We start from the raw sequence: 14,376 nt of genomic DNA on the forward strand, positions 1-14,376 counted from the left end.
CATGCAGATGATGTCCTTGGACCGGCGGGATAGTCAGCCAGGGTGGGTGGTGACCGTGCCGGCTGCTGGGGGCTCACGACTAGGACAGCGAGGCTGCGCCAGCGCCAGGGTGGCAACTCCCGCTGCCATCTTGCGAACTAGGTGCGCATTGCGTGTTTCTTCATCGGCGAGCCTGTTCTTTACTACAAGTGCTGGTCCTTGGCGTCGCCGCCAGCTGATCCCCGCCGCGTCGCGACGATCCTGCCCTTTGGTCTGCACCAAAAGGCACGCAGCAGCAAAGCCCTGAGCCAGAGGCTCTGCGATCGGCATCCTCTATCGTTCAGCTTGGGCGAACCCTCTGCTCAGGTGGCGTTGATCGCGCCCTCGTGCGGTACCCGTGCGGCAAGGCCGGGACCCGCAAGGCCTCGACTGAGCAGCTCTAAGCAACGCGTCGCGCGATGTTTGAGCCCCGAGGCATTGCGCTGGTAGGGTACCGTATCCGTAGCTTAGCCTAATGGGCCAAAGGCCGATCAACTGTGTTTGCGCGCCAGTGGCAGCTTCTAGTTGCGAGTCTCGCGGTGCTTTTCGGAGCCTCCCTCGTGGTGCTCGAGTTTGCCCGAAGGCCGTCGACGGCGACTGAATTTCAAGCGTCAGCGGCCGGGGTTCGTTGGCTGGATGCCCGGCTGTCTGCCGACGGCAGCGGGCGCGTCTGCGCCGCGGGCGCGTCCGCTCTGCCGTCGCTACCCTGTAAGAGACGGCTGTCGGAGCAAAAGGCGGCCCTGCGCCAACGCACGCTACTGAGCGTGCTTCCAACCTTAAGCAATCAGGAGAAGGCGCTGGCCTGGCTGATCTCCGGGCGTTCCAGTGCGGGCGCGGCGCAGCTCCTCGAGCAAGCGTTGCAGCAACGCCCGCGGGACAGCTCACTATGGAGCGACCTTGCCGCTGCGGAGTACTTGGCTCGCGATGACGATGACGACTGGAGGTCCCTGGAGCGAGCCCTGGCGGCGACCTGGAAAGCGCTTGAGTACGCGAAAAACCGGCGTGCTAGCGACAATCGCTCCCTGATTCTCCACACCCTTGGGCTCACTGGCCAAGCAGGGCGTCTTCGCGCAGGAACGCCGCAGCTTACCGAGGGCCCGCCCACGATGGCCGAGCGTACGCGCGGCGGAGCAGACCGCGAAACTGAACTGACCCCGGGCCATTCTGCGGCAAGCCCTATGAGCGCCTCAGCACTGCCCGCGTGGCTTGGTGCGCCAGGGCGCAGTGAACTCGTGTCCGCAATGCTCGACGATGGTCGGCTCCTCTCGCGCCTCGCAGCAGACGCGGGGACGGTCTGTGTTGAGGAGGCTGCGGCGTGGCAGACACTGTCGGCATCGCTGAACACCCAGCACAAGTCCTCCCTACTCACTGATACCATCGATTGGGTATGCGGCGCGCAGGCTGTGCAGTTGGAGGCCCTCGGCACGCTGGCCAAGGCCGTTCGCCTGTACGGTGAGAATGATACTGCGCAGGCCGAAGCCCACGCCAAAGCGGCGTTGCTGGTACTTGCGGCTACGCCCCTCGAGGTCATTGCTAAGCTGACGATTGGATCGAGCTATTTCGCTGCTGGCATGTCCTCGGAGGCAGAACCGGGGCTGTCGGTCGCCGCAGCGAGTGTCTATCCGGAAGTTGCCGCTAGGGCGCACGAACGGCTTGGTACCCTGCGCTCACGACAGTCCAATGTGGAGCAAGCCCTAGGTCACTACGATCGCGCCCGAGAGCTGTTGGCGGGGGGGAGTGATCCGGCGCGTTGGGTGAGGATCGGTATCGTCAGCGCGGATGCGTACTCCCTCTACGGCCAGCCCGACGCGGCGTGGCGCAGTGGGCTATCGGCGCTGCGCGAAGCGCGGCGTCAACGGCTTTCACCTGAGTTGCTGGCCTTTGCCTGCGAAGTCCTTTCCATCGTGGCTACCGACGTCGACGCGAAGCAACTCAACTATGTCTTCTCTCAGTGTGCTGTCGACGTGCTGGAGGGCGGTGGAGACGCCAACCAGGCCGCTTCTGTCCATCGCGCACGCGCGGCGGCCCGCTTTGCCGCCGGCGATCGCGGGGGTGCGATCGCAGACCTTGAGACCGCTAGGGCGCACGCAAGGACCCTTCCAGCCCAGGACCGAAGGACGGTCGAGGGCTACCTCGACCTCACGGCGGGTCAGGTTCACCTAGAGGCCTCCCCGCAGCGTGCTCAGACCCTGTTCGCGCGGGGCAAGGCGCATTTTCTTGCTCAAGACAGCCCGGAGAACGCCATCATCGCCTCCCAAGGCTTGGTCGATGCGCTGTATCAGCAGCGGCTCTACGAGGAAAGCGAGGAGGAGCTCAAGGAACTAACGAAACTGATCGGTCAGTCCCAGGCGCTCGCCGAGTCTACCGCGGTTACTCAGACGATTCACCAGCACCGTCGGGGTGAGTTCGAGCGCCTGATCCGCGCCCAGCTGCGCCGAGGGGATCAGCTTGCCGCGCTCACGACCCTGGTGGCTGCGCGTAGGCCGAAGGAGATGGCCACTCTAAACAGTGGTGTGCTGCTTGAGCGCTTGGCACCCGCGGCGGGATCTGTGCGGCTTGTCTATGCGTGGGTACTCGGGGAAGTCAGCTGCTGGGTTATCTCCAGCACGGGGCAGGTCCGGTGGTTCGAATCGCCTCGCCCGCCCGCGGCGGACCAACCTTGGGAGCTGCTAGTTGATCGCGCCTTGGGCCGGCATCAGGAGACCGCGATCGGTGGACGCCGCGCGGCCCTGAGCGCTCTTTACGACGGATTGATTCGACCTGCACTTGCGTACGCGGATTCGTCGGACACGCTGATCGTGGCGCCGGACGGGGCACTTTTCGGTGTGCCCTTCGCGGCACTGTGGGATTCGCAAACCGGAGAGTTCCTTATCCAGCAGCGCAGAGTGGCTGTGGTGCCGGAACTGCTCGCCGGCGCTGCGCCGGGAGAGGCGACCTCCGCGGCGCAGTCCGGGCGTGGGCACGCTACCCGCGTTGTGATCTACGCCAATCCCGCTGCGGATCCGTCGCGTCCTCTCGCGTCGCTGCGATCGGAGCGACGCGCGGTCGCCGATGCGTTCGTGGACACGCACGCCACGGTGCACGCCGTCACTGCTGCCAACGCCAATTCGCGCACGTTCTTGCAGGCGCTACAGGATTACGAGGTTGTGCACTTCGGTGGCCACGGTGAGGTCGATCCTCGCTCCCCAGGCCAATCGAGGCTCATCTTTTCCAGTGGCGCGGATGGCCGCACTGCCGACTCCCTTTCCGTGGCTGACATCGACGATGCAATCGCCAGTGCAAGTGCTGAGTCGGTGGGGAACAGGCATGCCCGCTTGGTAGTGCTGGCAGGGTGTAGTACGGCTGGCTACGCTAGACGCCTGCCCCACGCACTGTCCCTAACCCGACCGCTACTAGCCTTAGGGGTGGAGCAGGTACTTGGTAGTCTGCGAGAGATCGAGGATGCGGCGTACCTAGACCTGATGAGAGGCTTCTACCTAAGGTACGCAGAGACTGGTGACGCGAGGCAGGCACTGCATGATACCCAGGTTGGGTTTGCGCAGGCGACGTCCGTCGATGCCCCTGCCGGCTGGCAGTATCTTCAGTTGTTCTCCTACCTGTAGCGGTTTGTGCGAGCGGCGGCCAAGCGGCCGTGGTGTCTGAGGAGTACAGCGATAGAAGTTGACCGCAAATCATCGGCGCTCATCAGGGCGCCGGGGCACTCAGGCCTTGCCGATACAGCGAGACGTTGGGCGGCTAAGCGGCTGTCGGCTTGGGAGCGCCATGGCTTGAGATGAGCTTCCGCGAGGTCCATTCGAGGCTATTCCCGGAAGCGTCGAGGGGGCGGACGTCGTGTTCCTGCATTCGGAGCGTTGATCGGCGCTCTTCAGGTGACCCTACTCGATCACTTTGCGCGCGCGCCCGCGAAGACCGCAAGGATGACGGCAACATCGACGATAGGCTTAGGGCAGCACTACAGTCTCTCGCGCGCTTGAGACACGGCTTGTCCACGCGATGGCGCTCCGTCTAGCGTACCGAGTGCCTTTCGTCACCTTCTAACGGACCGTGCGCGGCATCCAGGTGAACCTCATCAGCTGCCGCGGCTACGGCGACGGTGCGCTCAACACGGAGCGCTTGATAGCCGCTGCCGAGAGGGCACTTGGCCGTTCGGGGAGTTAGAAGGATAGTGATGTGTCGGCCCTGGTAGCTGCACGCACCCTCATTTGAGGGAAATCTCAAAGGCGTAGCTGGCGAGGATGTCGTCACTGACAGCATCCACCAGTCTCAACTCGTAGGCGCCGGGCGTGAGAGAGGTTCCCGGTATGCTCAGGCGTACCGTTCCTTGATCTGGCTCCGGCGCAGGCACGCTTGCGATTAGGTACTCCACGCCGCCGCCCTTCACCCGCAGCTTCAAGCTACCTAGTGTTGTGCCGCGCGCAGGGAGCTTGAGATCCAGCACGAGGGACTCTCCAACACCGGGCAGCGCCACGCCCTGGCCCAGGGTGGCGCTTGAGCGGACGGGGGCGAGCGTAAGCGTGTTGGAGACGAGGCTAGCACTCCGTTCGGATTCTAGCGTGGTGAGCAGGCTCTCGATCTGCTCTTGACTCGCCGCCAAGCGTTGCAACATGTAGAGGCTAGGTGCCAACGTGACCGCTAGTGCGATGCTGGCTGCGAGCGCAAGCCGCTGTGGTGTAAGGCGGATGGAAGCGTTTGGTAGGTCCTTCGCGGGTGTCTTGATGGGTGGCGTGGCGAAGTGCTGATGTACCGCCTGCTCAATCTCGACCAAGCGTGCGAGCTTCCTATCGACGAAGAAAGCCGCCTCAAATCGCTCTGCGTCGTCGTCGGTCAGCTCGTTCCTGACGTACTGGCCGATGATGTCGTTTTCGGCGATGAACTTATGGTCCATGTTCTGTCCCCCTAGTCCAGCCCCGTAATTTCCGGTTCGTCATCCACGCAGGCCTTTAACTGTTGCCGCGCCCGATGGAGAAACATATGAAATCGTTCGATCTTCAAGTTGATTTCCCGACACAGGGCGTGTCGGTCCTCCCTGCGTACCTGACCTTCGAGGATGCGAGCGTAGCGTCGGTGGATCTTCTCCATGCAGTCGGCTACCTTGCGGTGCAGCTGTTCCGCCTCTGCGTACCTTTCGAGCGATGGCTCTAGGCTCTCCAGCAGGGCCTGCATCTCCGTACTCAGCTCCAGCAAGCGGCCCTTGGGCTTGAATTGCTCCAGCTCGACCTTGCGGGCAATGCCGAGAAACCAGGCGACGTGGGAGTCCGGTTCCTTGCCCTCGAGGAGATGCTCGAAGAAGCGTAGCCATGTTTCCTGGTAAACCTCCTCCACGCGTTCGGGAGCGACCCGGCGTCGTAAGCTGATCAGTAGGGGCGTGTGGAGGAGCCGGCCGATCTGGTCGGCAGCGTTGGGGTCGCCGGCTCGCAACCGCATTGCCAGCGCTGCGATCTGCTCGTCCAGTTCCTTTCGTCCCACTGCGATCGTTCCCTCGCGTATCTGTTTCAGAGCACTAGGGTACACTCGGCGTGGAGTCATGCAGTAGGCCTCGTGGTATCGCGGACGCTCTCCCTAGTGGCGTGGCATCGGCAAACACCTCAACCGCCGGTCTTGCAAAGACCAAATTCGGTTCGGAATTGCGGGACAGGGGGCCAAGACTGTCCCACCGCTCGGTTGAGACAAACCGAAGCCTGTCGACACAGAACAGGGCAGGCGCTATTCCTCGAGCGTCCGAGTGTGCCGTTCGAGCAAGCGGTGCTCGCTCGGTGCGGACAGCCAAGGGAAGTAGACCTTAGGCGCCGATCAGCCCCTAGGGCGGAGCAGTCGACTCACGTCACGCTGTGGAACGCGGCGCCCATCACCTATTAGGTCAAGAGGGAGCTGCCGTTAGGCATCCGCGCCTCGCTAGAGGTGGTGACGTAGATGTCCCCTCGCGTGGCATCGTGAACTGCGCCATTGGCTTTCAGCGCCACTTCCATGGACGTTGCGATGTCGGTTGCCTCCAAGTTGGTGATGGCTTGTGCTATCCCGTCGGTAATCGCACCGTCTCGCTCACGACCCGGGGACAACCGGGTGCATCGGTCGACCCTGCCTCTGTCGCCGACCGTGCAGTCTAGCGCAAGGAGAGTGCTGAACTTCACACTGAGAGACACTAGGCAAAATGCACGCCTATTGCAGCCGTCCACGGTTGTCAGGAGGTGCCGGAATCGCTCTGCTCTTGCGATGGGCGTCGCGGCGCCAGGGCCAGGGCAGGCCAATAGGGTATCCTTCGCTCATGAAAACCGACTTCCTCTTCGCTAGCCTCTTCAACCTTGGCATCAACCTACTCTTCACGATCATTGCGTTGATCATCGGCGTGACCGCGCTGATCCTGATCGACAAGAGGATCCTGAGATCCGTCGACATCGAAGCGGAACTGAAGAAGGGCAACGTGGCCGTCGCCATATTCGCCTCTACCATCCTGATCTTCGTCGCTCTGATCGTGTCTTTCGGTTTGAAGGGCTAGTGGGCCGCTTGGTAAGTAAGGTAGCGCTCAGTCTGCGTAGGGGCAGCGTCAGCAAGGCGCGTCGCGCAGCCAATGGCATCGCCATTGGCAAGCGATGCAACGCCGCGATGGCGCCCGTGCTACTCGCTGAGCGTCAACTTATTTGCCAAGCGGCCCACTAGGGCAGCAGGGAGATGCGTACGGCGAGCGCCCTGCTGGGCGTCGTGATCGCGTTCCTATACGCGCTGGTAGAGCTGCAGACAGCGCTGGACGGCCCGCCCACCGACCAGCTGATCGAGGAAGGGCTGCAGCGCGCGAGAGCGGTTCCCCTACCGCAGCAAAATACCCTCCAGGATGGCTACGTGGAGGTGTTCGGTCAGCCCGGGCGCTTCTCCCAGGCGAGACTCCACGAACTCACTGAGAGCCGACCCGGCAGGGATCATACCTACGCCTGGAGCTGGGGCAGCCCCGACGACGCTGTCACCACCGCTTCGGCGTTGGGGTTGGACAATCTGCACCACTTCGTCAACTCCTACCTGGTCGGCTACCGTCCCTTCGACACTGATCAACTGTGGATTCCCCTCTACGTGTTGGCGAGCAGGAAGACCTATGAGTTCGACCACCTGCAGTACACGGGACTCAACGACGTCTGGCAAAACTCGGCCCAGGCGTTCCTCCAAACCCGCGGCGACTGCGAAGATCACGCCATCGCCCTGGCGGACTGGCTGATCGACATGGGGGCGGATGCCTGGGTGGCGCTTGGCAGATACCAGAACGAGGGGCACGCCTGGGTGGTGGTCAATCGCGAGGGCAGTACTTACCTGTTGGAAGCGACAGGTAAGCGCCGTCTGTCACGCTGGAGCGAGTATCGCCTCGCCGCTACGCAGACGGACTATCACCCAAAGTACATGTTCAACAGGGAGCAGTTTTGGGTAAACACCGGGAGCGAGTACACGGTCCGCTACGAAGGGGCGAGCTGGCGGCGTGCGTCGGCCTTTCATCCGCGCTGAAGGACGGTTTGCGCAGTTTCGCCCTCGTCAACCTGGCCGCTGTCTGCGCCGTGCGTGCGTCCATTGGGGCGGAGATCCCGCGAGGATCATGATCGAGTCCCTTCGCGGACGCGATACCTGGGTGGCTCGGGGGACATCGCGCGCCATCATCTGACGATTGCTGGCTTCCGCAACCAAGTTGCAACTTGGATCCAACCCTGTCGGCGGTTCATCTGCGCGAAGACCGCGGCCAATGGACTGGCAGGAGAGCGATCTCCGCCTTTCGAATTCGCGCTGTCAGGCCGAGTGCACGTCAGCTGACCGCCTCGCCCGCGCCCGCAGACTACTCACTGCCCAGCGGTGCTTCGCGCGCGGGCTGAGCCCTCAGACGATGGAATCAGCCCCGGGTGCGAAAGCAGTCGTGCTCCCGTCACTTGTCAACTAGCTCAACACAGAAACTCGGCTTGTTTTAAGGAGTGCTGTCCGATGCGCTATGTGGACTTCGTGACCGTCACGGCGACTGGCGTCAAGGTCCCGAGAAAGGAACTAGAGCCGCTAGGCATCTTCAACTCTTCCGTGTGCTGGGGAGTCTGGGTGGCTGCCTGGCGTGAATCGGACGAGAACCAGCGGACGCCCCACCTCGTCATCTCTCCGTTCGAACCGGAGTGCTGGACGAGGCTCATTCGAGTGGAGCTTCAGCTGCATGAGCGCCCGGGGGTGATCGCTGATGCGTGCAGAGTGCTGAAACAGCAAAACTTCAACATCCTTAGCATCGACGGTACGCCCGTTGGCCACTACTACGGAACTGTGAACATCATTGGGGAGGCACTTAGTCTGCGCGAGGTCGGTAATCTCCCATTCGCAAGCCCATCCCCCACCAGCCCGGAGCTTCGCAAGTACGTGCACGAAGTCCTGGCACCCGAGACGCTGAGATACTGCGAGGTGCTTCAGCAGGCCCTCGAGCGGGAAGACGAGGTGCTTACGGAGCAGGGCTGTCCGCTGCTGCATCCACCCTTCAGGGAGCTCTGGAGGGGGGCAACAGAGCGCAAGCTTCCTAAGAAGTTCGAGAGCTTCGCGAAGTACGGAACGCTCTATAGCGTCGATCAGCTCCCTGGCGATCTACGGCAGTTAGGACAGGAGCAAGCGACGCAACCGATTCATATCCGTTGGCTGCAGAACCTAGCCTTCTACCGAATTCTCAATCAACCCAACTACGGACCTCTGCGCTACCAGTTTGACGGTAGCAACCAGAAGCTAAATCTGGTCTCTTCGACCAGCTTCGACCATCCATTCTGGCTGACCAGAGACGAACGTACCGCCGGGATCGAACTGCCCAGAAAGACCATCGCGTGCTTCGACTCGGACGAGAAGTTCTTGCGTTTGCACCTGTCCGATCTCGATGTGCCGCGAAAGTCGCTGGAGATCCAAATTCCCTACAGAACGCATGGGAGCACATCTCTGGGACTGCAGCATGAGTTGGCGAAGGGGCTTTGGGACGCGGGCTTTCATATCCGAGCTCTAACGAAGACGGTGAAGGCGATTTCCCAGCAAGGGGAGGAGGGCAACATACGTATAGCCATCTCGCGCATAGACAGAGGTGAGATAACCTCCCAGGACCCCGACCGACTGAAGGCGGCTGTCGAAGACTCCGCCAACAAGATGCAGTTCAACACCCACTGCACCAACACTACCTATCGACGACTGTCTGCGGCCACACTATTTGTCTCCACGAAACACCAATTCAGGAAGGACCGAAAGTGGGCGTTTGAGAAGCTTGGGAAGCTTGCCGAGCAGGAGGGCATAAAGCTCGTCTATGGAGATCTCGATGAGTTTACGACGGAGGACTACGAGCAAGCGGAAGCACTCGGATCGGATCTCACACGCAGGGCGATTCAACGCATCAAGGAATGCGACGCCTTTATTGTTGTGTTGCCGCAGACTGAGGGTGAGGACGAGCGGGATCTTCAGTGGCTTCTGTTTGAACTCGGATGCGCAGCGGCACGGGACATTCCGCGCGCTATCTGCGTAGAAGACTCCCATTCCAGCGAGTTGTGGAAGCGGCTTCGTGTCTTTCGAGGTGATTATGTGCTTACCTTTTCGAGTAAGGGAGGCGATGCGGCAATCACCAGCGCTCTGACACCTGCCATCAAGCAAATTGCGGGTCAGGTCAGTGGCACACCCTGGACCACCTCGGTGTAGTTGATAGGCAATCGGGAACAGTGGTTGTCGGCGCCCGCGGGTCATGAGGCGCGTGTGCGCGTACCCGTAGCCTGGTCGTCGGCCTCGTTGGCGGGACGCGTGGAGGAAGGTTTCGTGCTAGGCGCGCACGGGTTTGTCCGCAAGCGCCACTTGGAATGGCGAAAGTGCTTGGTTAGGAGCACCACTCACGCGTGGCTGCCTCCACGACGTGTTTGCACATCGTATCGCGGCCGACCTCGCCCGCCCGATCGCCCTCTACAGGTACTCTTCAAACCACTGCACGATCGCCACGTCAGAGGTCACTCGATTCTCCACCTTGCCCCAGCCGTGCCCCTCGTCGGGGAACAGGACGTACCGCACGGGCACGTCGCGTGCTTCCAGGCTCTCTACCACCTGTTCGGCCTCCACCACGGGTACGTTGGTGTCGTTAGCGCCGTGGAGGACGATCGTCGGCGTGGTGATCCGGTCGACGTGGTGAATGGGGGACAAGCGACGCAGCATGTCCGCTTCGGTCACCGGATCGCCGTACTCGATGGTCGAAATTGCAGCCATCCACGGCTCGGTTTGGGCGAAGAAAGTCTCGAAGTTGACCACTCCGAAGAGGTTGGCGCCGGCGGCGAACATGTCGGGGTACTCGGTGATAGCGGCCATCACCATATAGCCTCCATAGCTGCCCCCCATGATGCCCAGGCGCTCGGGGTCTGCGTAGCCGGCGTCGGTCACGAAGGTGACGGTCGATTCGATGTCCTTGATGCCGTTGACCCGTAGGGCACCGTTGTCGAGGTTGACGAAGGTCTTGCCAAAGCCGGAGGAGCCGCGAACGTTGGGGGCGAACACGGCGATGCCGCGGCTCAGGAGCGCCTGGTAGGTGGCACGGAAGCGGGGCCGCTCCTGACCCTCTGGGCCGCCGTGGAAGCTGAGTACCATCGGTCCCGGCGCCGTTCGGTCCGCGGGCAGGTATAGCCAACCACTCAGGGTCAGCCCGTCGTGGGCGGTGTAGCGCTCGAAGCGCGGCGTGACCAAGCGCTCGAGCGACACGCCGTCGTGGGGCGTACGCGAGATCTTGGTGAAGGTGCCGCTTTGCGTGTCGAGGCGCCAGACATCGCTTGGCGTAGTTGAGCCAGAGACCGTGAACAGGGCCTGGTTGCCATCGGCCGAGGCTTGGGGGGAACCGGTGATTTCCGCGGGCAGCGTCGGCCCGGGGCTCAGCTGCCCATCCTCGATCGCAAAATAGGCCAGCTCGCTGCGGCCGCCGACGTTCCAGTTCAGCAGCAGGCGGCCGTCGCCCAGGTCCTCGATACCCGCCAGCTCCGCATCATCGCGTGCGGCCAGAATCTGCAGCTCGCCCGCAACGTCGTCGACGATGGTGATGCGCGCGAGGGCCAGCATCTCGCGGTCGACATTGGTGGCGAACACGATCGTTTGGTCGTCAAGGAATAAGGCCTCCTCGGAGATGGCTACTCCTTCGTGGGCGGTTAGCAGTTGTTCCTGGCCGCCGTCGATATCGGCCAGGTACAAATCGGTGTTGCCGCGACTGACCATGCGCCAAACCAACGCGTGCTGATTGTTCGGTGACAGGGAGCACACGTCGATACCCTGGTTCTTGACGATCAGACGGTTCTGGCCAGTTTGCGTGTCGTGCAGCCAGCAGTCCATGCCGTTGTTGCTCGCGGCGCTGCTGGAGTAGCTCACATAGCGCCCGTCGTCGCTCCAGGCCACAAGCCAGTTGTTCACGTCGCCGCCGGCGGTGATCAGGCGTTGCTCGCCGCCATCTGCTGGCATCAGGTAGATCTGTCGGTTCAAGCCGCCGCCGGGAGCGACGTCGAGTGCCAGCAGATCGGCGGTTGGGGACCACGCCACGCCGTTGATCTGATCGTCCGACGTCGTGAGCTGGCGGAGGCCGCCGTTCTCGGCGATCCAGACGTTCGGCACCCCGGAGGCGTTGGTAACGAAAGCGATGCGATCGGCCAGCGGGGAAAACACGCCACCGCCCGAGTAGCCGATCGCGCCCATGCGCGATACCTGTTCGAGGAGGCTGTCGACGGGGGGCGCCGACTCCGTACCGTCCGGTGGGTTGGTCGGCGCGCACGCCGAGAGCAGCAGCAGTGCCCCGATGGACGCTAGGGAGGTCAGCGTGAGTCGGCTCATGGGCATTGGCTCCGCGGTGGGTGTGAGGATCAGATGGTGAGCAGCCTCGTCGTCGGGCGGCTTGAGGTCAATCCGATAGTCGTGCATTGCTGGCGGCTAGCTGGGCGCTGGCGAACAGGCATCGCGCCCTTGCCAAAGCTTCGTAGGGGTGAACAAGGGTAGCAAGTCGACTACCCTTGGGAGGCAGTCTACAACGGGCCCGCCTCCAGGCCAGCTGTCCCGCTCGAATCGTCGCGCCACAAAGAGCTCGCGTTGCATGAAGCACTCCGTCGTTTTCATCGCCACCCTCATCCACCGGCTGCCCCGTCCCTTCGCCATGTCGCCCGTCGGCACTCTCGCGCTGCACAGGGGCGCCCACGGACCCAAGCCGCTCGCCTGGCCGGTGCCGCTGGTCCCGCTCACGATCGCCGCACTCATTTTCGGGTTCTACGATCTCAGGGGCATGATCTGCGCCTTCGGCGGCTTCGCCCTCGCCACCTCCGCTGGGTGCCGGCTTCTACGCGCGCTAGGCCTCGCCGCCCGTCACGGTGCTGGCGCTTTGCTTGGCGCGGCTTTCAGCCTGCTGCTCCTTGGGCTCCAGAGGTTTCTCGAACGCGGCGAGCACGACAAGGCCGTGCTCGCTTGAGAATCGTCACGCTGCTACCGAGCGCCACGGAGATCGTGTGCGCCCTTGGCTTGCGCGAGCAGCTTGTCGGCGTATCCCACAGCTGCGACTTCCCAGCGGACGTCGCCGAGCTGGCCGTGATGACCAGCACACGCGTGCCGGTGCAGAGGCCGAGTGATGAGATCGACAGCTTCGTGCGCGATCACCTGGGTGAGGGCAACGATGCGCTGTACGACCTTCACGCGGATAGGCTCGCGGCGGCGGCGCCGGACGTAATCGTCTCTCAGGCGCTGTGCGACGTTTGCGCCGTGTCCACGGGCGATGTTGCGAGCACGATTGCCGCACTGCCGACCTCGCCCGTGTTGATCGATTTGAACCCGCAGACCCTCGACGATGTCTTCGCGGATATCGAGCGAGTGGGGCAGAGCGTGGGTCGGGCCGCGCAAGCCGCTGAGCTGGTATCGAGCCTGCGATCGCGCAAGGAGGCTGTGGTTCGGCGCACGAAGGGCATCCCGGAGGTGGAGCGCCCGCGGGTCGCTTTCCTGGAATGGCTGCTTCCGCCATTCAGCGCAGGACACTGGATGCCGGAGCTACTGCGCGCTGCCGGCGCCGTCGACGTGCTCGGCCGTGTCGGCGAGCCATCCGCGACGGTCACCTGGGAGGCGGTCGCGGGCGCTGAGGCGGACGTGCTCTTCGTCGCTTGCTGTGGCTTCGATATCGAGCGGACTCGTGAGGATGTCGACCGCGTGCGCGACCTCAGCGCTTGGCGAGGGTTGCCTGCGGTCGAACAGGGGCGGGTGTACCTGGCGGACGGCGGCGCGTACTTCTCGAGCCCGGGTCCACGATTGATCGACGGCTTGGAGCTGCTAGCGCACGCACTGCATCCCCGCGTCCACCCGCAACCTAATGCGGGCATCCGCCCGGCCGTCGTCGACGGCCTGTCAGCCTGAGAGCGAATGACCGCCCAGAGACCGGCAATTCGCCGCGTGTTGCTCTCGTGGAGTAGCGGCAAGGACTCCGCCTGGTGCCTGCACGTGCTCCGCCAGCGCAGCGATGTCGAGGTGGTCGGCCTGCTCACCACCATCGACGAGGCTGCCGACCGCGTCGCAATGCACGCCGTGCGTCGCGAGCTGCTCGAGCGCCAGGCCGATGCGGTGGGCCTGGCGTTGATCACGGCAGAGCTCCCCTGGCCGTGCCCGAACGCCGACTATGAACGGTTGGTTGGGCAGGCGATCGCCGAGGCGCGGTCGCGGTTCGCGGTCGATACCGTGGCCTTCGGCGACCTCTACCTAGAAGACATCCGGCGCTATCGCGAGCAGCAGCTCGGCCGCTTGGGTGTCGAGACCTGCTACCCGCTGTGGCAGCAGCCTACCGCCATGCTCGCCCAGCAGATGGTCGCGGGTGGACTCCGTGCGGTGATCACCTGCGTGGATCCGAAGCGTTGTTCGAGTGTCTTGGCAGGGCGCGAATTCGATCCCACCTTGCTCGCGGAGCTACCGCCGAGCGTCGACCCCTGCGGAGAGAACGGCGAGTTCCACACGTTCGCCTTCGACTCACCGGACTTCGAGCGTCCAATCGATGTAAAGGTGGGAACTCAAACAGAACGTGATGGCTTTGTCTTCGCCGATCTCACGCCGATCACCACTGGTAGATGAGCGGGTGCGAGCCGGTTTCATTCCCGCTGCCACTCCTGTAAATTTCGCGAAATCGGTGAGCCCCTCGCCACGTGTGGGGGTGAAAAAGGGAATGCGGTGAGAATCCGCAGCTGTCCTCGCAACTGTTAGCGCGGAGCGAGTTTCCAATAGGCCACTGCGTCGTAGGGCGGGTCCATGAAGGATCTCCCCGGACCTGGGAAGGCGGAGACGAGCGATGAGGCGTAAGCCAGGAGACCTGCTACCGACAATCGCTACTGCGCCGTGAAGCGGGGAGTCTTCGCGGGCCGGTAT

General features: G+C 63.1%; 11 protein-coding genes and 1 riboswitch. Of the genes, 7 read left to right on the top strand and 4 right to left on the bottom strand.

From position 1 onward, the window contains the following. Positions 1 to 557: 557 nt before the first annotated feature. Positions 558 to 3,620 carry a CHAT domain-containing protein gene (locus AAGA68_19795; GenBank protein MEM9387312.1) on the top strand — a complete coding sequence of 1,021 codons (3,063 nt, stop codon included), beginning with the start codon at positions 558 to 560 and terminating at the stop codon, positions 3,618 to 3,620. A gap of 596 nt (positions 3,621 to 4,216) precedes the next feature. On the opposite strand, the gene AAGA68_19800 is transcribed toward AAGA68_19795, so the two are convergent. The 3 genes from AAGA68_19800 to AAGA68_19810 all read right to left on the bottom strand — a co-directional run bounded on the left by AAGA68_19800 (position 4,217) and on the right by AAGA68_19810 (position 6,074). Beyond that, positions 4,217 to 4,903 (bottom strand): hypothetical protein, encoded by a 687-nt coding sequence (locus AAGA68_19800; GenBank protein ID MEM9387313.1) that lies wholly within the window; start codon positions 4,901 to 4,903, stop codon positions 4,217 to 4,219. 11 nt (positions 4,904 to 4,914) lie between these two features. Beyond that, complete coding sequence (locus AAGA68_19805; GenBank protein ID MEM9387314.1) at positions 4,915 to 5,484, bottom strand: hypothetical protein; 570 nt, start codon at positions 5,482 to 5,484, stop codon at positions 4,915 to 4,917. Between the two features lie 386 nt (positions 5,485 to 5,870). Continuing rightward, positions 5,871 to 6,074: a hypothetical protein gene (locus tag AAGA68_19810; GenBank protein MEM9387315.1), complete on the bottom strand. Its 204-nt coding sequence runs from the start codon at positions 6,072 to 6,074 to the stop codon at positions 5,871 to 5,873. A gap of 206 nt (positions 6,075 to 6,280) precedes the next feature. On the opposite strand from AAGA68_19810, the gene AAGA68_19815 reads away from it, so the two are divergent. The 3 genes from AAGA68_19815 to AAGA68_19825 all read left to right on the top strand — a co-directional run bounded on the left by AAGA68_19815 (position 6,281) and on the right by AAGA68_19825 (position 9,678). Beyond that, complete coding sequence (locus AAGA68_19815; protein ID MEM9387316.1) at positions 6,281 to 6,511, top strand: DUF350 domain-containing protein; 231 nt, start codon at positions 6,281 to 6,283, stop codon at positions 6,509 to 6,511. Positions 6,512 to 6,684: 173 nt separating this feature from the next. Continuing rightward, positions 6,685 to 7,500 carry a transglutaminase domain-containing protein gene (locus AAGA68_19820; GenBank protein ID MEM9387317.1) on the top strand — a complete coding sequence of 272 codons (816 nt, stop codon included), beginning with the start codon at positions 6,685 to 6,687 and terminating at the stop codon, positions 7,498 to 7,500. Between the two features lie 666 nt (positions 7,501 to 8,166). Then, complete coding sequence (locus AAGA68_19825) at positions 8,167 to 9,678, top strand: hypothetical protein (GenBank protein ID MEM9387318.1); 1,512 nt, start codon at positions 8,167 to 8,169, stop codon at positions 9,676 to 9,678. Positions 9,679 to 9,933: 255 nt separating this feature from the next. Here the strand turns inward: AAGA68_19825 and AAGA68_19830 are convergent, their stop codons facing one another. Continuing rightward, the gene (locus AAGA68_19830; GenBank protein ID MEM9387319.1) at positions 9,934 to 11,826 is read right to left on the bottom strand and encodes a S9 family peptidase; all 1,893 of its coding nucleotides are present in this window, start codon (positions 11,824 to 11,826) and stop codon (positions 9,934 to 9,936) included. 256 nt (positions 11,827 to 12,082) lie between these two features. On the opposite strand from AAGA68_19830, the gene AAGA68_19835 reads away from it, so the two are divergent. The 3 genes from AAGA68_19835 to AAGA68_19845 are packed head-to-tail and all read left to right on the top strand — an operon-like array spanning position 12,083 to position 14,085. Then, positions 12,083 to 12,451, top strand: coding sequence for a hypothetical protein (locus AAGA68_19835; protein MEM9387320.1), 369 nt, complete (start codon positions 12,083 to 12,085; stop codon positions 12,449 to 12,451). Further along, positions 12,448 to 13,380 carry an ABC transporter substrate-binding protein gene (locus AAGA68_19840; GenBank protein ID MEM9387321.1) on the top strand — a complete coding sequence of 311 codons (933 nt, stop codon included), beginning with the start codon at positions 12,448 to 12,450 and terminating at the stop codon, positions 13,378 to 13,380. The genes AAGA68_19835 and AAGA68_19840 overlap by 4 nt, the downstream gene beginning before the upstream one ends. Positions 13,381 to 13,386: 6 nt before the next feature. After that, positions 13,387 to 14,085, top strand: a complete 699-nt coding sequence (locus AAGA68_19845; protein MEM9387322.1) for an ATP-binding protein — start codon at positions 13,387 to 13,389, stop codon at positions 14,083 to 14,085. Between the two features lie 40 nt (positions 14,086 to 14,125). Beyond that, positions 14,126 to 14,343, top strand: a riboswitch (cobalamin riboswitch). Positions 14,344 to 14,376 lie beyond the last annotated feature (33 nt).

The organism is Pseudomonadota bacterium, assembly GCA_039193195.1.
In the GTDB taxonomy this organism is placed as follows: Bacteria; Pseudomonadota; Gammaproteobacteria; order Steroidobacterales; family JBCBZW01; genus JBCBZW01.

Coding starts and splice junctions, on each gene's coding strand:
- AAGA68_19800 (MEM9387313.1), bottom strand. CDS start 4,903: ATGGACCATAAGTTCATCGCCGAAAACGACATCATCGGCCAGTACGTC.
- AAGA68_19815 (MEM9387316.1), top strand. CDS start 6,281: ATGAAAACCGACTTCCTCTTCGCTAGCCTCTTCAACCTTGGCATCAAC.
- AAGA68_19820 (MEM9387317.1), top strand. CDS start 6,685: ATGCGTACGGCGAGCGCCCTGCTGGGCGTCGTGATCGCGTTCCTATAC.
- AAGA68_19830 (MEM9387319.1), bottom strand. CDS start 11,826: ATGAGCCGACTCACGCTGACCTCCCTAGCGTCCATCGGGGCACTGCTG.
- AAGA68_19835 (MEM9387320.1), top strand. CDS start 12,083: ATGAAGCACTCCGTCGTTTTCATCGCCACCCTCATCCACCGGCTGCCC.
- AAGA68_19845 (MEM9387322.1), top strand. CDS start 13,387: ATGACCGCCCAGAGACCGGCAATTCGCCGCGTGTTGCTCTCGTGGAGT.